The 23,847-nt window shown below is 73.1% G+C and carries 21 protein-coding genes and 2 pseudogenes; 14 read left to right on the top strand and 9 right to left on the bottom strand.

The features are described 5' to 3' along the window. Positions 1 to 36: 36 nt before the first annotated feature. The 4 genes from BJF79_RS12995 to BJF79_RS12980 form a co-directional block, all read right to left on the bottom strand. A complete protein-coding gene (locus BJF79_RS12995) occupies positions 37 to 1,335 on the bottom strand; it encodes a GDSL-type esterase/lipase family protein (protein ID WP_083733388.1) in 1,299 nt (432 codons plus the stop codon). 135 nt (positions 1,336 to 1,470) lie between these two features. Then, positions 1,471 to 2,658, bottom strand: coding sequence for a CU044_5270 family protein (locus BJF79_RS12990; RefSeq protein WP_075897388.1), 1,188 nt, complete (start codon positions 2,656 to 2,658; stop codon positions 1,471 to 1,473). Next, a complete protein-coding gene (locus tag BJF79_RS12985) occupies positions 2,651 to 3,226 on the bottom strand; it encodes an RNA polymerase sigma factor (protein ID WP_075897386.1) in 576 nt (191 codons plus the stop codon). Before BJF79_RS12985 ends, BJF79_RS12990 begins: the two co-directional genes overlap by 8 nt. 83 nt (positions 3,227 to 3,309) lie before the next feature. Next, complete coding sequence (locus tag BJF79_RS12980; protein ID WP_075897384.1) at positions 3,310 to 3,915, bottom strand: TetR/AcrR family transcriptional regulator; 606 nt, start codon at positions 3,913 to 3,915, stop codon at positions 3,310 to 3,312. A gap of 156 nt (positions 3,916 to 4,071) precedes the next feature. Here BJF79_RS12980 and abc-f point away from each other — a divergent pair, with 156 nt between their 5' ends. From abc-f to BJF79_RS12965, 3 genes are read left to right on the top strand one after another with little or no spacing between them, the layout of a single operon-like run. Beyond that, positions 4,072 to 5,685: a ribosomal protection-like ABC-F family protein gene (gene abc-f, locus BJF79_RS12975; protein ID WP_075897382.1), complete on the top strand. Its 1,614-nt coding sequence runs from the start codon at positions 4,072 to 4,074 to the stop codon at positions 5,683 to 5,685. 17 nt (positions 5,686 to 5,702) lie between these two features. After that, a complete protein-coding gene (locus BJF79_RS12970; protein ID WP_075897380.1) occupies positions 5,703 to 6,341 on the top strand; it encodes a CatB-related O-acetyltransferase in 639 nt (212 codons plus the stop codon). A 26-nt stretch (positions 6,342 to 6,367) separates the two neighbouring features. Then, positions 6,368 to 6,757, top strand: coding sequence for a PPOX class F420-dependent oxidoreductase (locus BJF79_RS12965; RefSeq protein ID WP_262401942.1), 390 nt, complete (start codon positions 6,368 to 6,370; stop codon positions 6,755 to 6,757). Between the two features lie 147 nt (positions 6,758 to 6,904). Here BJF79_RS12965 and BJF79_RS12960 read toward each other — a convergent pair whose 3' ends face one another. Continuing rightward, entirely contained in the window at positions 6,905 to 7,483 is a 579-nt protein-coding gene (locus tag BJF79_RS12960; RefSeq protein ID WP_075897378.1) for a TetR/AcrR family transcriptional regulator, read from the bottom strand. An 89-nt stretch (positions 7,484 to 7,572) separates the two neighbouring features. On the opposite strand from BJF79_RS12960, the gene BJF79_RS53160 reads away from it, so the two are divergent. The 4 genes from BJF79_RS53160 to BJF79_RS12940 are packed head-to-tail and all read left to right on the top strand — an operon-like array spanning position 7,573 to position 9,516. Next, a complete protein-coding gene (locus tag BJF79_RS53160) occupies positions 7,573 to 7,884 on the top strand; it encodes an MFS transporter (protein WP_075897376.1) in 312 nt (103 codons plus the stop codon). Beyond that, positions 7,881 to 8,216, top strand: coding sequence for an MFS transporter (locus tag BJF79_RS57220; protein WP_262401949.1), 336 nt, complete (start codon positions 7,881 to 7,883; stop codon positions 8,214 to 8,216). Before BJF79_RS53160 ends, BJF79_RS57220 begins: the two co-directional genes overlap by 4 nt. 60 nt (positions 8,217 to 8,276) lie before the next feature. Beyond that, positions 8,277 to 8,702, top strand: a complete 426-nt coding sequence (locus BJF79_RS12945) for a hypothetical protein (RefSeq protein WP_075897372.1) — start codon at positions 8,277 to 8,279, stop codon at positions 8,700 to 8,702. A gap of 28 nt (positions 8,703 to 8,730) precedes the next feature. Continuing rightward, entirely contained in the window at positions 8,731 to 9,516 is a 786-nt protein-coding gene (locus BJF79_RS12940) for an alpha/beta fold hydrolase (protein ID WP_075897370.1), read from the top strand. Here BJF79_RS12940 and corA read toward each other — a convergent pair. After that, a complete protein-coding gene (gene corA / locus BJF79_RS12935; protein ID WP_075897368.1) occupies positions 9,513 to 10,601 on the bottom strand; it encodes a magnesium/cobalt transporter CorA in 1,089 nt (362 codons plus the stop codon). The genes BJF79_RS12940 and corA overlap by 4 nt on opposite strands. 327 nt (positions 10,602 to 10,928) lie before the next feature. Here corA and purD point away from each other — a divergent pair, with 327 nt between their 5' ends. The 4 genes from purD to BJF79_RS12915 all read left to right on the top strand — a co-directional run bounded on the left by purD (position 10,929) and on the right by BJF79_RS12915 (position 15,862). Then, positions 10,929 to 12,185, top strand: coding sequence for a phosphoribosylamine--glycine ligase (gene purD, locus BJF79_RS12930; RefSeq protein ID WP_075897366.1), 1,257 nt, complete (start codon positions 10,929 to 10,931; stop codon positions 12,183 to 12,185). A gap of 39 nt (positions 12,186 to 12,224) precedes the next feature. Beyond that, positions 12,225 to 13,367 (top strand): low temperature requirement protein A, encoded by a 1,143-nt coding sequence (locus BJF79_RS12925; RefSeq protein WP_075897364.1) that lies wholly within the window; start codon positions 12,225 to 12,227, stop codon positions 13,365 to 13,367. A 391-nt stretch (positions 13,368 to 13,758) separates the two neighbouring features. Next, a complete protein-coding gene (purB, locus tag BJF79_RS12920) occupies positions 13,759 to 15,069 on the top strand; it encodes an adenylosuccinate lyase (RefSeq protein WP_075897362.1) in 1,311 nt (436 codons plus the stop codon). A gap of 10 nt (positions 15,070 to 15,079) precedes the next feature. Continuing rightward, complete coding sequence (locus tag BJF79_RS12915; protein WP_083733386.1) at positions 15,080 to 15,862, top strand: MOSC domain-containing protein; 783 nt, start codon at positions 15,080 to 15,082, stop codon at positions 15,860 to 15,862. Here the strand turns inward: BJF79_RS12915 and BJF79_RS12910 are convergent, their stop codons facing one another. Continuing rightward, positions 15,863 to 16,906 carry a suppressor of fused domain protein gene (locus BJF79_RS12910; RefSeq protein WP_083733385.1) on the bottom strand — a complete coding sequence of 348 codons (1,044 nt, stop codon included), beginning with the start codon at positions 16,904 to 16,906 and terminating at the stop codon, positions 15,863 to 15,865. A 243-nt stretch (positions 16,907 to 17,149) separates the two neighbouring features. On the opposite strand from BJF79_RS12910, the pseudogene murA reads away from it, so the two are divergent. Together murA and BJF79_RS12900 are read left to right on the top strand one after the other, a co-directional pair. Beyond that, positions 17,150 to 18,435 (top strand): annotated as a pseudogene (gene murA / locus BJF79_RS12905) (UDP-N-acetylglucosamine 1-carboxyvinyltransferase). A gap of 809 nt (positions 18,436 to 19,244) precedes the next feature. After that, positions 19,245 to 20,573, top strand: coding sequence for a GTP cyclohydrolase IIa (locus tag BJF79_RS12900; RefSeq protein WP_075897358.1), 1,329 nt, complete (start codon positions 19,245 to 19,247; stop codon positions 20,571 to 20,573). A 67-nt stretch (positions 20,574 to 20,640) separates the two neighbouring features. On the opposite strand, the gene hisC is transcribed toward BJF79_RS12900, so the two are convergent. Together hisC and BJF79_RS12890 are read right to left on the bottom strand one after the other, a co-directional pair. Next, on the bottom strand, positions 20,641 to 21,720 hold the full coding sequence (hisC, locus tag BJF79_RS12895) for a histidinol-phosphate transaminase (RefSeq protein ID WP_075897356.1): 1,080 nt from the start codon (positions 21,718 to 21,720) through the stop codon (positions 20,641 to 20,643). Positions 21,721 to 21,815: 95 nt separating this feature from the next. Beyond that, a pseudogene (locus BJF79_RS12890) lies at positions 21,816 to 22,491 on the bottom strand (NUDIX hydrolase). A gap of 195 nt (positions 22,492 to 22,686) precedes the next feature. Between BJF79_RS12890 and BJF79_RS66800 the strand changes: the two are divergent. Continuing rightward, positions 22,687 to 23,778, top strand: coding sequence for an ATP-binding protein (locus tag BJF79_RS66800; protein ID WP_143219878.1), 1,092 nt, complete (start codon positions 22,687 to 22,689; stop codon positions 23,776 to 23,778). Positions 23,779 to 23,847: the final 69 nt, after the last annotated feature.

The following is a 23,847-nucleotide window of genomic DNA, read 5'->3' as shown; positions in this document are numbered from 1 at the left end:
CTAACTCGGGCGCCCATAAGGGCAACACGCCGCAGATCAACATCGGGACGGGGCCGTCGGCGCGGCGTCGAGGAGGTCGAGGGGGACGGCGGCGGCCATCCGCTCGTAGCCCGCCGGGCTCGGGTGCAGGTTGTCGGGACTGGCGTACGCGGGGAGGAGCCGGGACGGATCGGACGGGTCCCGGAGGGCCGCGTCGAAGTCGACGACGCCGTCCGCGAGGTTCTGCGTCCGGATCCACGCGTTGATCTCCTGCCGGTACCGCTCGCTGTTCGGCGCGGTGAGCGTGCCGTCGACGAGGGCGTTCGCGGCGGGCGTGAGGGTGCCGAGCCAGATCCGCTTCCCCGCCGCGTGCGCCCGCCCGATCAACTCGACGTAGCCTTCCCGCAGGTCGGCGGGGGTGACGCCGATGCCGAGGCCGAGGTCGTTGATGCCCTCCAGCACGAGGACGCCGGACGCGCCGGGGACTTCGAGCGCGTCCGTCCGGAACCGGTCGAGGCCGCTCGGGCCGTCCATGAGGCCGAGGCTCCCCAGCAACTGGTTGCTGCCGATGCCCGCGTTGACGACGGAGATCCCCAGTCCGGCGGCGTCCAGCCGCCGCTGGAGCCCGTCCGGGTACCGCCCGTTCTCGTCGGCCACCGAACGGTCCGCGGGGATGGCGAACGGGGTGCCGCCGACGAAGCCGTCGGTGATCGAATCGCCGAACGCCACGACCGCCCGCGCGTCCGACCGGACGTCAAGGCCGGTGACGAACAGCCAGCTCAGCGTCTCGTTCGGGAAGCCGTCCGGGCCCGTCCGGCCGGTGCGGTCACCGGTGCGCGGGTCCGCGTAGTACGACGTCGCGTTCGCGTTCCAGTGCTTGGTCGCCCCGTCGAACCTGCCCGGCACGTAGATGCTGACCGCCAGCGGGACGAACGCGCCGAACGTCAGCGGAGCGGCGTCGCTGACGACGTCCTCGCCCGCCGGGACCGTGACCGACGCCGAGCCGCCGAACGTCACCGGGACCTGCGCCCCCGTGGCCGCGCCCCGCGCCTGCGGCGCGATCGTCACCCGCCCGAACGTCAGCGGGCCCCGTCCGAACCGGTTGCTCAGCCGCAGCCGCACCGACGAGCCCCCCAGGTGCGGCGTGATCACCATCCGGACGGTCTGGTCGTCGAGCGTCGTGGGCACCGCGCCGAGCGACGCGTCGAACGGGACGACGCCGTCCGTCGGGCTCGCCGTCCAGCTCGCGACCCACCGCGCCGGGCACCCGCCGTCCGGCGCGGCCAACGCGCGGACCGGGAACAGACCCGACGCCACCAGCACGCACGCCACGACCAGGCTCCGCACACCCACCATGCACTCCTCACATCGGAGAAGTGGATTCAAGCATGGCGAGATGCACATTCTCTTCGTAGGCGGGTGACAGTGATCGGCCCGGCCGTTCGTGCCCCGGCGCGCCCGCGTGGACGGCGCCGGGGCACGATCACGCGATCACTTCGGCCGCTCGTCCGTCCATTCGGCCACGGCGAACAGCCGGTATCCGGCCAGTTCGCCCGGCTTGTGGAAACGGTCCGGCATGTCCTCGGCGTCTAGACTGCGCTGCTGCCCGAGGTCGCCCGGCGGGAGCGGACGGCTGCCCTTCGGCGGCGTCGCGACCAGGTCGCGGATCGCCAGCAGGGCGCCCTTCTCAGGGTCGATGATCCACTGCCGCGTGTAGGTGCCGAGCTGCTTCGGCGCGGTGTACAGGCCCAACGGCATCGTCGTCTCCAGCGGCAGCGAGACAACGGTCCCCCGGCGTCCCATCCGGTCCGTCGCCTCGCCCCCGGCCTTGACGCCCGGCAGCTCGGCGAGCAACCGGAACGCCGCCGCCCGCACCTTCGGCGGCGCCGGAGCCGTCGACAGCAGCTCCCCGGCCACCTCGCTCAGCGCCCGCGTCCGCTCGGCGCCCTCCAGCGCCCGGATCGGCTCCTTCCCGGTGTCGTCCGACGTGTAAGCGTGCCAGTCGCCCTCAAGCCCGAGCAGGACGTCCCGCAACGCCCCGGCCTCGGTGGGCAGCGCCTCGATCTCCTTCGCCGACAGGCCGAAGTACTCGTCGTCGAGAGGCATCGCGGGCCCGGCGCCGTCGTAGGTCATCGACAGCAGCAGGGGGTCGGGGCCGCCCGTCTCGTAGTTCGGCACCTCGACCATCTTCGGTGCCCCGGCCGCCCGCCACTTCCGCATGTCCTCGGACGTCAGCGGACGGTCGGCCTCGTCCACGTTCGTCTGCCGGCCCGTGCCGTCCACGGAACTCCAGCGGACGATCCGCTGCCGCGAGTCCACCCGGTAGTGGTTCTTCGCGCTCTCGCCGACCGCGTAGATCTCCCCGAGAACCGTTTCGGTGTGCCAGTACTCGCCGGTCGGGGTCTTCTCGGCGTTCTCGGCGGCCACGAGCAGCATGTTCCCCGGCTCCGCGCGCACCTCGCCGCCCGCGCCGTCGCCCGGCACCAGCGCCACCGCGGCCGCCGCACCGGCGGCGACCACGCCGACCAGCGGAATCGCCAGCCGCGGCCGGGACAGGGACCGCCGCGCCACGGGCGCCGAAGGAGCGTTCCGCCAGTCGACGCGCCCGGCCAGGACCTCCGGGTGCTCCTCCTCGGCGAGCGCGGTGCGCATCCCGCGCAGGACGTCGATCTCATCCATCGTTCTTCTCCTCAGGGAGGGCCTTGCGGAGCTTCTTGCGGGCCCGGTGAATGCGGGCCTTGACGGTTCCGAGCGGCAGATCCAGCGCCGCCGCGATCTCCGGGTACGACATCTCGCCCCAGGCCAGCAGCAGCAGGGGGCCGCGCTCCTTCGCGTTCAGCGACGCCAGCGCCTTCGCCATGCGGGGTCCGAGCGCCGCCGCCGTCGCCCGCTCGGCCGCCCGCTCGGCGACACCGTCCTCGGCGGGGTCCGTGCCGGTCCGGGCGTACGCCCGGTACATCCGCGTCTCCTGCCGGTGATGCCGGGCGATCTGGTTGCTCGCGATGCCCCACAGCCACGCGCCGAACTCACCGCGCCCGTCGAACCGTTCGCGCTGCCGGAACGCGATCGCGAACGTCTCCGACAGGAGATCGTCCGCGAGGGCGGGCCCGAGCCGTCGCCGCACGTACGCGTGGATCCGGGGCCCGTACCGGCGGAACAGCTCGCCGAACGCCTCCGGATCGTCGAGGGACTCCGCGACGATCCGCGCGTCGTCCCGTCCGTTCCGTGCAGGGCTCACCATGGCCATCGGCCGGGTCCCTTCATGGGTGTCCTCCACGTCTAGGGAGTGCTGACACCCTCCTCTATCCCGACCCCGCCTTCCCGGTTGCCTCAATCGGTGAAGGCGCCCGCGGCCGCGGCGAGGGCGGCGACTCTGGCCGCGTGACCGGGGAGGCCCGGGTCGGGGGGCGTGCGGAGAAGCACGAGGCGGTGGTACATGGGCGCGGTCGCGGCGACGAGCAGGCTCCGCGCGTGGGTGCCCGGCGGGAGCTCGCCGCGCCGGACGGCCCGCTCGACGACGACCTCGCAGCGCGCGTACCGGTCGTCCCAGAGCCGCTGCTGGGCGTCGGCGGCCTGCTCGGAGCGGAACGACGCGGCGATCAGGGCCGCCATGATCGGCGGCCGCGCGGCCATGCCGTCCTGGATCTCCTGGTTCAGTGCCGCCAGGTCGCCTTCGAGGGAGCCGGTGTCCGGTGGCCGCCAGTCGTCGTCGCTCGCCGCGTCCAGGACGTCCGCGAGCAGGCCGCCGACATCGCCCCAGCGCCGGTACACCGTCGCGCGGTGCACCCCGGCGCGGGCGGCGACGGCCTCCATGGTGAGCCCGTCGAATCCGTGCTCGCCCAGCTCGGTGCGGACGGCGTCGAGCACCTGCGCGCGGATGCGGGCGGTCCGCCCGCCGGGACGGCGGCGGGCGCCGTCCGCTGCCGGAGCGGTCATCCGGCGATCACCCGCTTGATCGTGGACCGGTGTTGTGGCACGCTCTTAATGTTACATCCGTCGCACTAGTGGAGTCGCCGATGCTCTTCCGAAGCGTTCACCCGGTCACGCGGTCCAGCCGGACCGTCCCGTCCTCGAATGCTTCGGAGCGCACGCATGCCCACCCAGATCACCGCCCTCGACGTCACCAAGTCCTTCGACGGACGGCTCGTCCTTGACGCGGTGACGTGCTCGCTCGCCGCGGGCGAGCGCACCGGAATCGTCGGTGAGAACGGTTCCGGCAAGAGCACCCTGCTGCGCCTGCTCGCCGGACGCGAGCGGCCCGACCGGGGCGACCTCGTCGTCCAGGCCGACGGCGGCGTCGGATACCTCGCCCAGGACGAGCGGCTGCCGCCGGACGCGACCGTCCGGCAGGTCATCGACCGGGCCCTCGGCGACCTCCGCGCGATCGAGGCGCGGATGCGCCGCCTGGAGGCGGCGATGGCGGACGGCGACCCATCGGCGATGGCCGAGTACGGCGACCTGACGACGGTCTTCGAGCTGCGCGGCGGCTACGACGCCGACGCCCGCGTGGAACGCGCCCTGCACGGGCTCGGCCTCGGGCTCGTGGACCGCGACCGTACCGTCGGCGGCCTGTCCGGCGGCGAGCGGGTCAGGCTGCGGCTCGCCGCCCTGCTGGCCGCCGCGCCGGAGGTGCTGCTGCTGGACGAGCCGACCAACCACCTCGACGACGCCGCGCTGACCTGGCTCGAAGAGCACCTGCGCGCCCGGCGCGGCACCACCGTGGCGGTCTCCCACGACCGGGCCTTCCTCGAACGCGTCGCGACGAGCCTGCTCGAAGTCGACGCCGATCGGCGCCGCGTCGTCCGGTACGGCGACGGCTACGCCGGTTACCTCGCCGAGAAGGCCGCGGCGCGCCGCCGCTGGGCGCAGGCCCACGAGCAGTGGCGGGCCGACGTCGACGGGCTACGCGAGACCGCCGCGACGACCGCCCGCCGGGTCGCGCCCGGCCGTCCGATGAAGGACGGCAACAAGATGGCCTACGACCGGGCGGGCGGCCGGGTGCAGCAGTCGCTGGCGAGCCGGGTGCGCAACGCCGAGGAACGGCTGCGCCGCCTCCTCGCCGACCCGGTCCCGCCCCCGCCCGAACCGCTGCGCTTCACCCCCGCGCTCCAGGCCCGCCCGTTGCGGGGCGTCGTGCTCGACGCCGCCGGCATCACCGTCACCGGACGCCTAGACCGGACGGACGTCACCGTGCAGGCAGGCGAGCACCTGCTGGTCACCGGAGCGAACGGGGCGGGGAAGAGCACCCTGCTGCGCGTCCTCGCGGGAGAGCTCACCCCCGACGGCGGGGCCGTCACCCGGCGCGGACGGATCGGCCACCTCCCGCAGGACCCGCGCCCCGGGGAACCGGACGAGACGCTGCTGGCGGCTTTCGCGCGCGGCCGTCCCGGCGCGCCCGCCGAGCACGCCGAACGGCTCCGCTCCCTCGGCCTGTTCGACGCCGACCTGTTCACGGTGCCGGTCGGCCGGCTGTCCACCGGGCAGCGGCAGCGGCTCGCCCTGGCGCGCCTGCTCGGCGAGCCCGCGGACGTCCTGCTGCTCGACGAGCCCACCAACCACCTGTCCCCCGCGCTGGTCGAGGACCTGGAGACCGCGCTGGTCGGCTACGCGGGCGCCCTCGTCGTCGTCAGCCACGACCGCCGCCTCCGCCGCCGCTGGCGCGGCGCCCACCTCGCCCTGCGACCGGCGCCCGCCACCGGCGCCTGAACCGAAAGGAAACGACCATGCCCGTTCCCGCCGACCCGACCGTGGTGCACCCGATGCCCGAGCAGCCGCGCGTGGTGCTGCTGAAACCGCTAATCACCTCGCCGCTGATCGAGGTGGGGGAGTTCTCCTACTACGACGATCCAGACGATCCGACCGCGTTCGAGACCCGCAACGTCCTGTACCACTACGGGCCGGAGAAGCTGGTCATCGGGAAGTTCTGCGCGCTCGGCGAGGGGGTGCGGTTCATCATGAACGGCGCCAACCACCGCATGGACGGCGCGTCGACGTTCCCCTTCCCGATCATGGGCGGTTCCTGGGCCGAGCACTTCGACCTCATCTCCGACCTGCCCGGACGGGGCGACACCGTGGTGGGCAACGACGTCTGGTTCGGCTACCGGTCCATGGTGATGCCCGGCGTCCGCATCGGCCACGGGGCGATCATCGCGTCCGGTTCCGTCGTCGTCGACGACGTCCCCGACTACGGCATCGTCGGCGGAAACCCGGCCCGGCTCGTCCGCCGCCGGTACGACGACGCCGACATCGACCGTCTCCTCGCCGTGGCCTGGTGGGACTGGCCGCTCCGGCACATCACCGACCACGTCCGGACGATCATGTCCGGGGACATCGACGACCTGGAGAACGCCGCGCCCCGGTGACCGATCGGAATGGAAGAATTCGACTCGTGATCTTCACTCCGGCGGAACTCGACTACCTGGCCACGCAGCACATCGGACGGCTCGCGACCGTCTCGCCCGACGGGCAGGTGCAGAACAACCCGACCAACTTCCAGGTCGACGCCGACACCGGCATCGTCTCCATCCGCGGGGGCGCGCTGGAGACGTCGAAGAAGTTCCGGAACATCCAGCGGGGCAGCACGGTCTCGTTCGTCGTGGACGACCTGGCGACGATCGACCCGTGGGCGCCCCGGGGCATCGAGATCCGGGGCACCGCGGTGGCGGCGACCGACCAGGAACCGCACCGTCCCGGCGCGTCCCGGGGGATAATCCGGATCACGCCCACCAGGATCGTGTCGTGGAACCTCGACGGACCGCGCGCGAGCCGCACGGTGTGACCGCAGCCTCGACGTCGAACTGAAGTCGTCCGCGATGACGAACGCGCCGCCCGTGCACCGGCGTTCGGGTTGGCGGCCCGTCTCGTCTACGACGCCTCGGAGTTCGTGCCGGAGTACCCCGGCCCGGCCGTCCGCCGCGCGTAGGGGCTAACGCGCGGGCGTCCAGGAGTCGGCGAGGGCGGCCAAGTCGTCGAGGGCGGCTTCGGCGCGGGCCCTGTCGCCGGTGGTGAGGTAGTCGATCTGGAGCCCGGCGTAGGCGGCGTTGAGCAGGGTCGCGCGGCGCAGGGCGAGGTCAGCGGGGACGCCGTGGTCGCGCAGGACTTCCGCGACGTACTCGGCCCGGCCCGCGAGCATCTTCGGGACGTACGGGCCGGTGAGGCGACCGGCGGCCGACAGGCCCTCGATCTCGTGCAGCAGCTTGACCATGGGCAGGTCCTCGGCGAGGTGCCAGTCCCAGGAGGCGCGGACGACGGCGCCGAGGCGGGTGCCGTCCGGCGGGGCCGGGAGCGCTTCGAGCCTGTCCTTCTGGCGCCGGTCCAGGTGTTCGAGGACCGCGCTGATCAGTTCGTCCTTGGTGGCGAAGTGGTGGGTCAGGACGTACGTGCTGTGCCCGAGCGCCTTGGCGAGCGGGCGCATCGAGAGTTGCGCGATGCCGTGCTCGGCGAGGTAGTCGACGATCGCGTCGAGGAGCCGCGCGCGGCGCTGCGGGTCACGGGGTCGGGCCACGGTGGCCGAGCCTATTCGCATGACGATCGTTTTGCCAATCGAGCATAACGGTCGTTATGTTAACGGCTTCCCGAGATCGGAGGCCGTCCATGGGCCCGCCCCGCGCGGGGCGTCCGCGCCGCCTGCCCGTCCTGGCCGCGCTGTGCGCCGCGCTGCTGGTCATGAGCGTGAGCGTCATGGCGGTGACGGTCGCGCTGCCGTCCATCGCCGTCGATCTGGGCGCCACCGGCGGGCAGTTGCAGTGGATCACCGAGGCGGCAGTCCTCGCGCTGGCCTCGACGCTCGTCGCCGCCGGGGCGCTCGCCGAACGGGCGGGCGCGCGGCGCGTGCTGCTCGCCGGGATCGCCGTGTTCGCGGTGGCCTCGCTGCTCGCGGCGGCCGCCGGACGCCCGGCGAGCTGATCGCCGCGCGTGCCGTCCAGGGCGTCGGGAACGCGCTGATCACGCCGTCCGCGCTGGCCATCGTGCGGAGCGTCTTCCCGCCCGCCGAGCTGCGCGGGCGGCTCGCGGCGTGGGGCGCGGCGGCGAGCGCCGGGATGGTGGCCGGGCCGGTGGCGGGCGGGCTGCTCACCGAGCACTTCGGCTGGCGCGCGCTCTTCCTGGCGAACGCACGCGGTGCTGCTCGCGGCCGGTGGGGCGATCGTGTCCGTCGTGCCCGCCGTGCCCGGACGCGCGGCGGGACTGGACGTCGCGGGCGCCGTGCTGGACGTTCGTCGCCGTCGTCCACACGCTGATCGAGGCGCCGCACCGGAGCGCGGCGGCGACCCTCGCGGGGGCGGCCGTCGCGGCGGTGCATGCTGACCGCGCTCGCCGTCCGGCTGCGGCGGGCCGCGCACCCGCTGCTCGCCCCGGGCATGGTGACCGACCGCGCGTTCTGGCCCGCCGCGATCGCGGCGGCGACCGGGTTCTTCGCGTTGATGGGCGTGCTGTTCCTGCTCACGCGTTACCTCCAGGAGCAGCGCGGCTTCACGCCCACCGAGACGGCGCTCGCGCTGCTGCCGGTGCCGCCGCCCAGCTCGGCGGGCAACGCCGCGACGGTCAACGCGGCGAGCACCGCGATGCTGCGGGCGGCCCCGGCCGGCCGGTCCGGGTCCGCGGCGGCCGTGAACGAGACCGCGTTCAAGCTCGGCGGCGCGCTCGGCGTGGCCGTGCTCGGCGGCGCCGCCTTCGATCGCGCCGCGTCGTCGCCGCGGGCGCGGCGCTCGCCGTCGCACTGCTGACCTGGTCGTCGCCGCACGAACGGAGAACATGATGATCGAGAGGTCCGCGACCGTCCGGGGCCTGCGGCTCGCCTGGCTGGACGGCGGCGGGGACGTGCCGGTGCTCGCGCTGCACGGGCACTTCGGGCGGGGCCGGTGCTTCGCGCCGCTGGCCGCGGCGCTCGCGCCCCGGCATCGGGTGATCGCGCTCGAACAGCGGGGCCACGGGCACAGCGAACGGGCCGAAAGCTACGGTCCGGACGAGTACGTGGCCGATGCCGCCGCGTTCCTGCGAGGACTCGGGGCCGGGCCCGCGGCCGTCCTCGGGCATTCGATGGGCGGGGTCGTCGCGTTCCGGCTGGCGGCCCGGCACCCCGAGCTGGTCCGGGCGTTGATCGTCGAGGAGGGCGGCGCGTACAACCGGCCGCCCGAGGTGCCGAACCCCGTGCTGGACGTCCGCGGCTGGCCCCGCCGGGCCGCGACGCTGGACGGGCTGCGGCGCGGCATCGAGGCGCAGGGCATACCGGACGCCGGGTACTTCCTGGAGAGCGCCGTCGAACGGCCGGACGGGTGGGGCCTGCTGTTCGACCACGACGACATGGTCGCTTCGCAGGAAGCGCTGGTCGGGGACTGGTGGGACGACTGGACGGGGTCGGACTGCCCGGCGCTGCTCGTGCACGGCACGGAGAGCTTCGTCCTGCCGACGGCGATGGCGCGCGAGATGGCCGCGCGGCGTCCCGGGACCGTGCTCCGCGAGTTCGGCGGGTGCGGGCACTGGGTCCACGACGACGCCCCGGAGGCGTTCGCCGAGGTCGTGCGGGAGTTCCTGGGTTAGAGCCAGCCGTTGCGGCGGAAGCCCCGGTACAGGGCCACGCACGAGAGGGCGATGACGCCGAGGATCATCGGGTAGCCGAAGCGCCAGCGGGTCTCGGGCATGAAGTCGAAGTTCATGCCGTAGACGCCCGCGATGGCGGTGGGCACCATGAAGATCGCGCCCCAGGCGGAGATCTTGCGCATGTCCTTGTTGTCGGCGACCGTCACCTGCGTCATGTGCGCCTGGAGGATCGGGTTGAGGAGTTCGTCGTAGGACTCGACCTGCTCGCGGACGCGGGTGAGATGGTCCTCGACGTCGCGCAGGTACTCCTTGATCTCGGCGGGGACGAAGCGGCGGCCGGACAGGTTGCGCAGCGGTCCGGCGAGCGGGCCGACGGCGCGCTTGAGCTGGATGACCTCGCGCTTCAGCCGGTAGATGCGGCGCGACTCGTCCGTCCGCTCGGGGGAGAAGACGGCCTCCTCGACTTCGTCGATGTCCTCCTGGACGGCGTCGGCGACGGTCATGTAGCCGTCGACGACGCGGTCGGCGATGGCGTGCAGGACGGCGGCGGGGCCCAGCGCGAGCCGGGACGGGTCGTCCTCCAGGCCGGTCCGGACGGGTGCGAGTTCGCCGTGCGTGCCGTGCCGGACGGTGACGACGAAGTCAGGCCCGCAGAAGATCATGATCTCGCCGGTCTCGACGACCTCCGAACCGTCCTCGCCCGGGACGTAGCCGACGGTCTTCATCACGACGAAGTGGACGTCGTCGTAGCGCTCCAGCTTCGGCCGCTGGTGGGCGTCGATGGCGTCCTCGACGGCGAGGGGGTGCAGGCCGAACACCTCGGCGAGGTCGGCCAGTTCGGTGGACGACGGTTCGTGCAGGCCGACCCAGACGAACCCGGCGCTCTCCCCTTCGGGGGTGAGGCGGCCGTCGCGGATGAGGCGGACGGCGTCCCCGACGGTGTCGGTGCAGACGCGGTGGCCGTCGATGTAGGCGGCCCAGTCGATGACGGCGGAGCGGCGCGCGGCCGGGCCCTGCCGCCGCGCGTCCTGCGGTCGGCGCGTCTTGAACAGTGCACGGGTGGGGCGGACTCGCGTCATGGCCATGGGATGCTCCTAACCCGCCGGCCACGCGCGCAGCGCGCGCTCGACCCTAGTGGGAGCGCGCGGGAGTGGCCGGACGCAGATGGAGGCGGACGGATGGACTGTCCTCGGACTGTGAGGGTTCTCCGGCGAACTGCAAGTATCACCAGGAATCATCCCGACCACCTCCTTTCGGACATACCACGACCACGGGCTGTCAAGGCCGATCGCAGCGTATCAGCCGATCGTTAAGACGTCGTGAGGTTCGGCGAAGTTCACGCACATCGGGTGTGACGGCGGACTCATCGGGCGGACCACCCCGCGGGCGCGGGATCTGTAAGCTCGCGTGACGTGCGAGTACTCGTCCTTGGATCGGGTGGCCGCGAGCATGCGCTCGCCCGCGCCCTGCACCGCGACCCTGCCGTCACCGCCCTCCATTGTGCCCCGGGCAACCCCGGCACGGCGGAGATCGCGGACAATCACCAGCTCGACCCGGCGGACCCGGCCGCGGTGACCGAGCTCGCCGCACGGCTGCGCGTGGAGCTGGTGGTGGTCGGCCCGGAGGCACCGCTGGTGGCGGGCGTCGGGGACGCGCTGCGCGCGGCGGGCGTCCCGTGCTTCGGCCCGGACCGCGAGGCCGCCCGCATCGAGGGGTCGAAGGCGTTCGCGAAGGAGATCATGTCGGCGGCCGGGGTGCCGACGGCGGACGCGCGCGTCTGCGGCTCGCGCGCGGAGGCGGAGGCGGCTCTCGACGCGTTCGGCCCGCCGTACGTGGTGAAGGACGACGGGCTCGCGGCGGGCAAGGGCGTCGTGGTGACCGAGGACCGGGCCGCGGCGCTCGCCCACGCGGAGGCGTGCGAGCGGGTCGTGATCGAGGAGTTCCTGGACGGTCCGGAGGTGTCGCTGTTCGCGCTGTGCGACGGCCGGCACGCCGTTCCGCTGCCGCCCGCGCAGGACTTCAAGCGCGCCCTCGACGGCGACGCGGGCCCGAACACGGGCGGCATGGGCGCCTACACACCGCTCCCCTGGGCGCCCGACGGACTGGTGGACGAGGTCATGTCCACGGTGGTGCAGCCCACGCTGGACGAACTGCGCCGCCGCGAGACCCCGTACGTCGGCGTCCTGTACGCGGGGCTCGCGCTGACGTCGCGGGGCGTGCGGGTCGTCGAGTTCAACGCGCGGTTCGGCGACCCCGAGACGCAGGTCGTCCTGGACCGGCTCGCCACCCCGATCGCGACGCTGCTGCAGGCGTGCGCGATCGGCGGCCTCGACCCGGACCTGCGGCCGGAGTGGCATCCGGGCGCGGCGGTCACGGTCGTGGTCGCGGCGGAGGGGTACCCGGCGTCGCCGACGAAGGGCGACGAGATCACGGGCCTGGCGGAGGCGGACGCGGTGGACGGCGCGTACGTCCTGCAGGCCGGCACGAAGCTGGACATGTCGGACGGACGGCTCGTCGCGAGCGGCGGTCGCGTGCTGAGCGTCGTCGGGACGGGGGCGGACCTCGCGCAGGCCCGCGCGGCCGCGTACCGTGCGGTGTCCGAAATCGGCCTGCGCGGCTCGCACCACCGGACCGATATCGCCCTCAAAGCCGCAGAAGCCGTGTCATGATTACATGATTACACGGACATAACCCCCGAAGGCGGCTCGATGACCTCCTCCCCCACCCCCGCGGACGAGGAGGAGGTCTACGGCGTCACGACGCTGGAGCTCTTCTTCGACCTGGTGTTCGTCTTCACGCTGATCCGCCTGACCGACGTCCTGATCGGCGAGTTCACCCCGCTCGGGCTGTTCCAGATCGTGCTGATGTTCGGCGTCCTGTGGTGGATGTACGGCGGGTACGCCTGGCTCACCAACATGACCGCCCCGCGGGCCACCGCGCACCGGCTGCTGATCCTCGCCGGAATGGGCGGGTTCTTCATGGTCGCGCTCGGCACCCCGACCGCGTTCACCGGCGGCGGCGGGCTCGTCTGGGGCCTCGGCTACCTCCTGCTCGTCCTCGCGCACGTCACCCTCTACGCGCGCGGCAACCCGAACATCCTGCGCGTCCTGCCCGCGAACCTGCTGGCCGCCGTACTGATCATCATCGCCGGTCTCCTCGACGGCGGCCCCGCGGTGTACGTGCTGTGGACGCTCGCGCTCGTCGTGCCGATCGTCCAGCCGTACATCGTCCCGGCGGGCGGCCTGTTCAGCATCCGGCCGGAGCACATCGTCGAACGGCACGGCCTGCTCGTCATGATCACCCTCGGCGAGTCGATCATCTCCGTGGGGACCGGCGCCGCGCACGCCCACCTCGACGCGGGCCTGGTCGTCGCCGCGCTCCTCGGCCTCGCGCTCGCGGCGGCGATCTGGTGGACGTACTTCACCGGCGACGACGAACGCGCGGAGGAGTCCCTCGCCGCCGCCGACGACGCCCGCCGCACGCAGATGACGATGTTCGGGTACTTCTACGCGCACATCCCGCTGATCGTCGGCGTGCTGGTCGCGGCCGCCGGGATGAAGAAGGCCGTCGAGCACGCGTGGGAGCACCTGAAGCCGGGCACGGCCCTCGCCATCGCCGGCGGCATCGCCCTCTACCTCGCGGGGGACGCGCTGTTCCGCCGCATCATGCGCATCGGCCCGTCCGGCATCCGCCTCACCGCCGCCGTCGCCGCCCTCGCCCTCACCCCCCTCGGCCTCTGGCTGGCCGCCGCCGAGATGGCGGCGCTGATCGCCCTCCTCGCCGCCACCGTCCTCCTCGAACGCCGCCGCCCCGCCCCGTCCGACGCGTCGGCCGAGGTCGCCCACGCGTAAGCAACCCCGGACGCGTGTGGGTTCGCGTCCGGGGTCGTGGTTACGGCGGCCTCACGGCCTCCGGGCGCCAGGGCGCCCTCCACCTGCGGCCGCCGCTGGAAAGCCCCGCCCGCCCGCGCGGACCTGCGCCACGCGCCGCCCGCCCGCGCGGACCTCGCGCGAGGCGCCCCTCGGGCGCGGGGCAAGCAGCACGGGCCTGCGCAACGCGCCGCCCGCCCGCGCGGACCTGCGCGAGGCATCCCTCGGGCGCTTGGGTGGCGTTGTTCGGGCGGGGACGAACCACGCGCGCGACGGAGCGGCGTTTCCGGCGGCGGCCGTAGCCGCCGGGCCCCCGGGCCCGGCGGCGGAGGCCGACGCAATCGGCGATCGTGAGACCTGGGACAATCGTGGGGTGATCGATCGGTACACGCTTCCGGAGATGGGGCGCGTCTGGAGTGACGCGCACAAGTACGAGCTGTGGTGCAAGGTGGAGGTCCTCGTCGTCGAGGCCCACGCCGCGGCCGGCACGATCCCGCCGGAGGTGGTGGAGCCGGTGCGCAAGGCGCCGCCGCCGACGCCGGAGGCCGTGCACGAGATCGAGGCGGTCACGCAGCACGACGTGATCGCGTTCCTGTCGGCGTGGGCGGACAACACCGAGCCGCGCGAGGCCGCGCGGTACGTGCACTTCGGCATGACGTCGTCCGACCTGCTGGACACGGCGCTGGCGCTGCAGCTCGTGGAGGCGACCGACATCCTGCTCGCGAAGGCGGACGCGCTCGTCGCGACGCTCCGCGACCACGCGCTGGCGCACAAGGGGACGCTGCGGGTCGGCCGGACGCACGGCATCCACGGGGAACCGGACGTGTGGGGCCATCGGGTCGCGGACTTCGCGTTCGCGATGGCGCGGTCCCGGGACCGGCTCCGCCGGGCCCGCGAGGCGGTGGGCGTGATGGCGATCTCCGGGGCCGTCGGGACGTACTCGAACATCGACCCCGCGATCGAGGCGCACGTCGCGCGGGAGCTGGGGCTCCAGAGCGCGGACGTGTCGACGCAGGTCGTCATCCGGGACGGCATCAGCGAGTGGGTGTCGGCGCTCGCGATCATGGCGACGGTGTGCGAGGCGATCGCGCTGGAGGTGCGGCACGGGCAGCGCACCGAGGTGCGGGAGCTGTGGGAGCCGTTCGGCAAGGGCCAGAAGGGCTCGTCGGCGATGCCGCACAAGAAGAACCCGATCATCTCCGAGCGGCTCGCCGGGATGGCGCGGATCGTGCGGGCGCAGATCGTCCCGGTGCTGGAGGGCATCCCGCTCTGGCACGAACGGGACATCTCGCACTCGTCGACGGAGCGGATCGCGCTGCCGGACGCGTCGGTCGCGCTGGACTACATGCTGAACCTGACGAACCGTCTCATGTCCGGACTCGTCGTCGATGAGGCGCGGATGACCGCGAACCTGGAGTCGACCGGCGGGCTGATCTACACTTCGACCGTCCTGCTGGAGCTGGTCGAGGCCGGGATGTCGCGGGACGACGAGGCGTACCCGCTCGTCCAGAAGGCCGCGATGGAGACGTGGGAGACCGGCGTGCCGTTCCGGGAGACGCTGCGCGCCCGCGCGGCCGAAGCCGGGCTCTCGCTCGACGAGGGACGGCTGGACGAGGTGTGCCGTCCCGAACGGTTCGTCGAGCGGCTCGGCCCCGTCTTCGACCGCCTCGCCGAGCTTACGTAACGGAGGCGCCGTGCCCGGCACGCTGCTCGAACTGAACACCTACCCCCTGAAGGGCGGGCGCGGCACCGCGCTGAGCTCCGCCGAGCTGGGGCCGGAGGGGCTGCGGCACGACCGCGAGTTCATGCTCGTCGACGCGGGCGGCCGGTTCCTGTCGCAGCGCGGCGACCCGCGTATGGCGCTGCTGCGTCCGGCGTTCGACGGCGAGATCCTCACCGTGACCGCGCCGGGCGCGGCGCCGCTCGTCCACAAGCCGGTGGACGACGGCGAGGTGCGGGACGTGCGCGTCCACAAGTCCGACTGCCTGGGCGTCGACCAGGGCGACGAGGCCGCCGCGTGGTTCGGCGAGGTGCTCGGGCGGGAGTGCCGGCTCGTCCGGTTCACGGGGCGGCGGGAGACGCCGCTCGGCGGTGGGACGCTGAAGTTCGCCGACGCGTTCCCGCTGCTGCTGATCTCCGCGGAGTCGCTCGCCGACCTGAACGGGCGGCTGGCCGGGCCGCTGCCGATGAACCGGTTCCGGCCGAGCCTCGTGGTGGCGGGCCTCGGCGCGTACGGCGAGGACGCGGTGCGGCTGCTGCGGATCGGCGGGACGGTGATCGAGGCGGTGAAGCCGTGCGGGCGCTGCCTCGTCACGACGACGGACCAGGAGACGGGCGAGCGCGGCGGGGAGCCGCTGCGCACGCTGGCGACCTACCGCAAGGTCGACGGCAGCCTGCTGTTCGGGCAGAGCTGCGTGCCGCGCACCCCGGGGCCGCTCACGGTCGGCGACCCGGTGGAGGTCCTGGAGGCCCGCTGATCAGCCGATGACCTCGCCGGTCTCCTCGCCGTACTGGTCCTTCATGCGGGTCGGGACGATCTCGACGGTGAGGCCCGGCAGGGACGGCACGGGCCTGCGGGCCGCCGTCGGCTGCAGGGTCGACAGGAGGCCGTCCAGGGCAGCGGACGGGACGCGCACTTCGAGCCTCGCGTCGCCCTGCTCCTCGATCGCGAACTCGTCGGCCGGGACGAACGCCAGGAGCGTGTCCTCGGTCCGCAGGGCCAGTTCGCGGCCGAACGGGAGCCGTCCGCGCAGCGCGTCGGCGACCGCGGGGGCCTGCAGGGCGCCGAGCTTGATCGTGGTGCCGTCCGGGCCGCGCTCCCAGTGCGCGGTCGACACGAGCTGCATGCCGCTGCTGGAGCCTTCGCGCTCGACGCCCTCGCGGACGGCGCGCGCCACGCCGGGGTCGGCGAGGAGGGAGCGGCGGTCGAGGTCGGTGACGAACAGCGGCAGGTGCGGCGCGAGGACGTCCATCAGGGAGTCGGTGTTCCACTGCCGGACGGCCGCGTATTCCTCGGTCGCGAGCCCGACGACCTGGAGGAACTGCAGGGAGCCGTGCGGGGTGTCGATCTCGCCGAGTTCGGGGTCGACGACGAAGGCGATCGCCCGGATGTCGGAGTCGTCGCGGTCGGTCGCGATCGGGCCGTTCACGTTCATATGGTGGCCCGGCTCGAACCAGTTGCCAGTTTTGAACACATACCGAGCGAGATTTTGCAGCATGTTCGCCGCCCATACCGGGGGCGTCTCGTCCTCGGGGTTCCTGACCAGCCGGAACGTGAATTCGAAACCCCAGCCCGACTCGTCGGGGTTGTCGGACTCCTTCTCGTACAGCTCGCTCATGCCGTACGACACCATGTGCCAGTGCGGCACGGGATCCGTGCGCGGATAGGCGCTGATGCCGTCCAGCGGATCGGGTCCGCCGAGCATCCACTTGTGGATCGTCGCCCAGTGCTTGGGCTCGACGTCTCCGTGCACACGGCGCAACGCGGTGTCGATCGCGGCCCAACCTGGCGATTCGTCCATATTGATCACCATAGTGGCGGTTGCACCCGCACGTTGGACAAGCGAACTTTTTCCGTTCGATGGGCATCTCAACGAGCGAACCGATCCGCAGCCGTCGCTCCGGGCGCCGCACTCTCGGTGCGGTGGTTTACTGGGGACGCGTCGCGGCAGACGCATGGGGGGCGCCGTTCGGCGCGCACGGCCCAGGCGGTCCCACACGATCCGGCAGGTTTCCGCAATCCGAAGGAGTATCGCGGCATGAGCATGGGCCACGAGGTTCGTTACCGCGTGCGCGGCGGCAGGCAGCTGCACGGCACCGTCTTCGTCCAGGGCGCCAAGAACGCGGTCCTGCCGATGATCGGCGCCTCGCTGATGGCCGCCAAGGGACGGACCGTGCTGCGCAACGTGCCGATCATCGAGGACGTCCGCCGCGCCGTCGAGCTGGCCCGCGCGATCGGCGCCCGCGCCGAGCTGCACGAGGCCGAGCGCACCCTGGTGATCGACGCGTCGACGCTGAGCAGCCCCGTGCTGCCCGCCGACATCGCGGCCCGGTTCCGCGGCTCGTTCCTGTTCGTGCCGGCGCTGCTGCACCGGCTGGGCGAGGCCGTCATCGAGGGCGTCGGCGGCTGCAACCTCGGCAGCCGCAACCTCGACTTCCACTACAACGGCTTCAAGCGGATGGGCGCGACCGTCACCGAGAACGTCGGCGACAACGGCGACGGCGTGATCCACATCAAGGCCGGCGACCTGCGCGGCGGCACGCTGTACTGCGACACCCCGTCGCACACCGGCACCGAGAACCTGATCATGGCGGCGGCGCTCGCGCAGGGCACCACGCTGATCAAGAACGCGGCCCTGGAGCCCGAGGTCCTGGACAACATCGCCATCCTGCAGGCGATGGGCGCCAAGATCACCGGCGGCGGCACCGGCTTCATCACCGTCGAGGGCGTCGACGAGCTCACCGCCGTCGAGCACACCGTGATGCCCGACCGCATCGACACCGGCGTGTTCGTGATGGCCGCCGCGATCACCGGCGGCGAGCTGAACCTCGTCGGCGCCACCCTGGAGCACCTCGGCGTCGCCGCCGACAAGCTGGAGCAGATGGGCGTCGAGTTCCACCAGCAGGGCGCCGTCCTGCAGGTCCGGCGCGACCGCACGCTGCGGCCGATCAACGTCATCACCGACGAGTACCCGGGCTTCGCGACCGACCTGCAGTCGCCGATCATGGCGCTGTCGTGCCTCGCCGACGGCCCGTCCTACATCTACGAGCGGATCTTCGACGGCCGCTTCAAGCTCGCCGACGAACTCCGCAAGATGGGCGCCGACATCGACGTCGACGGCAACCGCGCGAAGGTCAACGGCCCGCGCGGCCTGCGCGGCGCCGAGGTGGAGGCGCACGACCTGCGCTGCGGCAGCGCGCTCGTGCTGGCCGGTCTCGCCGCCGAGGGCGAGACCACGATCACGTCCGCCTACTACCTCGACCGCGGCCACGCCCACACCGCCGAGCGCCTCTCGCACTCGGCGCGGACATCGTCCGCGAAACGTCCTGACCTTCGCGGTTCCGGGGCCTCGCGGTTCCGGGGCCGCGCAACGGAGAACACCCTCGCGATCACCGTCCGTGAAAACCGGCGGCGGGCGCGGGGGTGCTCTGCGTTTCGGGCCCGAGTGGGCGGTTTGGGGTCGCCATTCGGGTTCGCCCTGACCAACTCCGGCGTATGGCCTGACGCCGGTTGTCACGCACAGCGCCGGAAATGATCGGCGGTGCGCTACCGAGCGATCACTCACCGTTTTCCGCGCGTGCGCGTTTCGGGCGTCCGACACACCCACCGCCTGGGGAAATGGGCGCTGGAACGGTCCCGAAGGGGCCGACCGTAACGCGGCAAAAAATCACCGGCCGTGAGCGCCGCGGCGGCCGCTCCGGATCCGTCGTCTTTCCGGCCGCCGCGCGCCGGGACGACCGCTTTACGGCCCGTGCGTAAACCGATCGCCCGGCGGAGGGGTCTTCTCAGTATGTGACCGCTTCACTACGGGTGTCCGGAGGTGTTTTCGGGTCTTGTGTTTGAACTTCGGACACCCGAAGATGCAGGATCATGACTGGCCGAATGGTGACAAATTACTGACTAGGGGGTCGCGTAGGTTACTTTTTCGCCGCACTCTTGATTCGATTTCGCGTCTGGACGTCACACAGCGTCGTCCCGACCCGATCTAGCCCAGGGGGGACGAATCGCACGGGGACTGCGGTGCCGGGTCAGAAGGCAGGGGCGACAGCCATGAGTCAACACTTGGGCGGAAGGTGCGGGAACGCATGTCCGGGGCGGGACCCCCGCCGAGAGGTTGGACCGGAAGCGAGCGATCACAGATGACGGCCGCACGAACGGGGTCGGTCACACCCGATCTCACGATCGGCGTCGTGGGCCCCCATGACCTGGTCGAACGGGTCATGCTGATGGGCCACGGCCCCACGCCGGTGCCGAGCCGGCTGGTAGCCGCCGCGTACCGAGACGAACAGGAGGCGGCCGACAAGGTCGTCCGGCTGGGGGCGGGGGTGGACGTGTGCCTGTTCGCCAGCCCGGTCCCGTACGACTTCGCGCGCAAGGCGGGCGTGCTGACGATGCCCGCGACGTACGTCCCGCTGAACGGCGCCGCGCTGCAGGGCGCGCTGCTGCGGTCGGCCCTCGACGAACGCTTCGACCCGGGACGGGTCAGCATCGACGTGCTCGGCCGCGCGGAGGTCGAGGAGGCGTACGCGGAGATCGGCCTCGGCACCGAGCAGGTCCACCTGCGCGAGGAGTCGGCCGGCCCGGGGACGCTCGCGGCGTTCCACGAGCGGCTGTGGCGGCGCGGCGCGACGACCGTGGCGATGACGTGCGTGCACGCGACCGCCGAGCGGATGGAGATGGCGGGCGTCCCGACGATCCGGGTCCGCCCGACGGGGGCGGCGATCCGCAGCTCGCTGCAGACGGCCGCGCTGCTCGGCGCGCACCACCGGCTGGAGGAGTCGCAGCTCGTCGTCGTCCTGGTGGACGTCCCGACGCTGCGCGAGACGCCCCGCCGCGTCACGCCCCGCTACTGGCGCGACGAGCTGAAGCTGGCGCTGCACCGCGTCCTGCTGCAGGAGGCGCACCGCATGAACGCGTCGGTGTGGCCGCTGGACGACCACAGCTACCTCGTCATCGCGACGCGCGGGTCCGTGACGTCGTCCACCGAGGGGTTCCGGACGCCGCCGTTCGTGGAGCGCGTCCGGGAGGAGCTCGGCCTCGCGATCGAGGTCGGCATCGGGATGGGCCGCACCGCGCACGAGGCCGAGAACCACGCGCGCGCGGCGCTCGCGCGGTCGCAGAGCTCGCAGCGGACGCAGGGTTTCGCGCTCGACCGGGACGGCCGCGCGCTCGTCCCCGCGCCGCGCACCCCGCCGCGGTCGCAGCCGCAGGCGAAGCCGAAGGGCCTGGAGATCCTGGCCCGGCTCGCCGACAAGCTCGGCGACCAGGACCAGCCGCTGATCGTCGACGCCGAGAACGCGGGCCGCATGCTCGGCGTCACCCCGCGCACCGCCCGCCGCCTGCTGCGCACCCTCGTCGAGGAGGGCCTGGCGTGGCCGCTGCCGCCGAACCGCACGCCGCAGCCCGGCCGTCCCCGCCAGCTGTACCGGCTGATCGTCGAGAAGCTGGGCCCGTCGAAGGCGTCCTGAGCACCGGCCCGAACGGCCCCGGACGCGCACGCGCACACGCGCGCGGACGTCCGGGGCCGCTCGGCCGTCAGACGCGGTGCGGGAAGGCGCGGGCCACGGCGAGGAAGGCGTCGTTCTCCTCCGGGGAGCCGATCGAGACGCGCGCGCCCTCCCCGTCGAACGGGCGGACGCTGACGCCCTCGGCGTCGCACGCGGCGGAGAACTCCATCGTCGCGTCGCCGAGCCGCAGCCACACGAAGTTCGCCTCGGTGTGCGGGACCGTCCAGCCGTCGGCGACGAGCGCGCCGTGCACCCGGTCGCGCTCCTTGACCGTCTCGCCGACGCGCGCGAGCAGCTCATCGGTGGCGTGCAGCGACGCGATCGCGGCGGTCTGCGCGACGGAGTTGACGCTGAACGGCAGGAACGTCTTGCGGATCGCGGCGGCGACCTCGGGGTGCGCGACGAGGTAGCCGATCCGCAGCCCGGCGAGCCCGTACGCCTTCGAGAACGTCCGCAGGATCGCCAGGTTCGGGCGGTCGCCGTAGAGGGTGAGCCCGTCGGGGACCTCGCCGTCGCGGATGTACTCGCGGTACGCCTCGTCGAGGACGACCAGGCAGTCGGCGGGCACCCGGTCGAGGAACGCCTCCAGCTCGGCGCGCCGGACAGCGGTGCCGGTCGGGTTGTTCGGGTTGCAGACGAAGATCAGCCGGGTGCGTTCGGTGATCGCGTCGGCCATCGCCGCGAGGTCGTGCGTCTCGTCCTTGAGCGGCACCTGGACGGACGTCGCCCCGGACAGCGCGACGAGCAGCGGGTACGCCTCGAACGAGCGCCACGCGTAGATGATCTCCGCGCCGGGTTCGGCGACGGCCTCCAGCAGCATCTGCGAGACGCCGACGGAGCCGCAGCCGACGGCGACGTGCTCGGCGGGGACGCCGCAGAACTCCGCGATCTCCCCGGTGAGGGCGGTCGCGTTGTTGTCGGGGTACCGGTTGACGTTCCGCGCCGCGTCCGTGATCGCGTCCAGGACGGACGGCAGCGGACCCTCCGGCGACTCGTTCGACGACAGCTTGAACGAGCGCCCGTCCGGTGACGTGACGACCTTGCCGGGCTTGTAAGCCACGAACCGGTCGAGAACGGAGCGGAAGCGAGGAGTGGTTGCCTCGGACACCGTTGTCCTCCAGGGTGCGCAGGGGTGATGTGCCCCAGCTTATGACCGTCCCGGAGGGCTCACGTGCGCGGACATGCTCACGTGCGCGGACGTGCTCACGTGCGCGGGCGCAGCATCGGCGGCCGGAGCTGCTCGGCGTCGCCGCGCCGGTACAGCCGGGCGGGGCGGCCGCCGTCGCGGGTGGTGGTCGCCTCGGCGGGGATGAGGAAACGGTCGGCGCCGGTGACCTTCCGGTGGAAGTTGCGGGGGTCGAGGGCGGTGCCCCAGACGATCTCGTAGACGCGGCGCAGCTCGGCGACGGTGAACTCGGGCGGGCAGAAGGCGGCGGCGAGCGAGGTGTAACTCCAGCTTCGCGCGCGCCCGCTCCATGCCGTCGCACAGGATGCGGCGGTGGTCGAACGCGGCCCGGTCGTGGTGGAGGAGTTCGTCCACGGCCGTCCACAGGACCTGCGCGCGGCTGGAGGCGGGCAGGTCGGGGGCGAGGCCGAGGTAGGCGACGCTGACGACGCGCTGGCGGGGGTCGCGGTCGGGGTAGCCGTAGGTGGCGAGCTGCTCCAGGTGGATGCGGACGTCGGCGAGCCCGGCGCGTTCGGCCATCAGCCGGGACGCGGCGGCGGGCAGGTCCTCGTCGAGCTGGATGAAACCGCCCGGCAGCGACCACGCGCCGTCGTAGGGCGCCCGGTCGCGCCGCCACATCAGCGCGCAGAGCCGCTGCGCCCGCACGGTGAGGACGACGAGGTCGACGGAGACGGCGAGCCGCGGCACGGACATGCCACCGAACTTAGCGGCCCCGGCGGACTCCTGGCGCCGCACCGCCGGAACCCGGGCCCGGACGCTCCCCGGAGTCTCCCCGGAGGCTCCCCGGACGCGACCGATCGCCGCCGATCGCCGCCGAACAGGCGGAACGCCACGTTTCGTCGCCATTCCCCTACGATGCGACATCGGAACCTTTGATGCGACTTCGTTATGCATGGAAGGACAACGGGTGAGCGTGGACAAGCGTCAGTGCGGGGGGACGATGCGCGACCATGCGCGTGCCACGAAGGCACGCGAACCGGACAAACCTCGCGGGCTGGGCGCCCGTTCACGTCCGGGGCCCGGCGCCCCGCCCGGCGCCGGGCCAGGGCCCGGCTCCCGGCCGCCGCCCGGCGCCTGTACGGCCGGGAGCCCGACCTGGCCGCGCTCGCGGCCGTGCTGGACGCCGTGCCCCGGCGCGGACCCCGGCTGCTGTCGCTCGAAGGCGCGGCGGGCGTGGGCAAGACCGCGCTGCTCGGCGGGGTCCGGACGGACGTGCGGCGGCGCGGCTGGACCGTGCTGCCGGCCCGCGCCGCCTTCCTCGAAACCGCGAACGACTTCGGCGTCCTGCGGCAGATCCTCGCCGGGCTGCCCGCCCCGCCGGACGGCCGGGAGCCGCCCGCGCTGCCCGCGGCGACGGCGGACGGGGCGGCGGCGCTTCGCCGTGTTCGAGGACGTGACCGCGCACCTGCTCGCGGTCGCCGCGCGCACCCCCGTCGTGATCACGCTGGACGATCTGCAGTGGTGCGACCCGCCGTCGCTGCGCTGGCTCGCCTACCTCGCGCACCGCAGCGCCGACCTGCCGATCGGGATCGTCGTGGCGTGCTCCCTCGGGGAGATGGGCGAGCGGCGGTTCCTGGTCGACGAGCTGATCGCGCTGTTCGAGCGGCGCACGCTCGGCGCGCTGGCGCCCGCGCAGCTGCGCGCCTGGATCGCCGACGCGCTCGGCGCCCGGCCGGACGACGCGTTCGTCGCGGGGTGCCACCGGGTGACCGGCGGCTCGCGGCGCTGCTGGCCGCGCTCCTGCCCGCGCTGGCCGCGCGGTCCACGCCGCCGGTGCGGGCGTCGCTGCCGGCGCTGCAGCGCGTCCGGGCCGCGGCGCGGTGTCCCAGCGCGTCCTGCCGTGGATCCTGCGCGGCGGCCCGGACGCGCAGGCCGTCGCGCAGGCCGTCGCGGTGCTCGACGAGGACGCCGAGCTGGTCCTCGTCGCCGAACTGGCCGGGCTCGAACTCGACGGCGCGGCACGCGCCGTCGACCGGTTGATCAGGCTGCACATCCTGTCCGACACCGCACCGCTGCGGTACGTCCACCCGCTCGTCCGGTCGGTGGTGC

This window comes from Actinomadura sp. CNU-125 (genome assembly GCF_001942465.1).
Classification (GTDB): domain Bacteria; phylum Actinomycetota; class Actinomycetes; order Streptosporangiales; family Streptosporangiaceae; genus Spirillospora.
The sequence above is the reverse complement of the archived record's forward strand: the minus strand, read 5'-3'. Positions and strand labels throughout refer to the sequence as shown.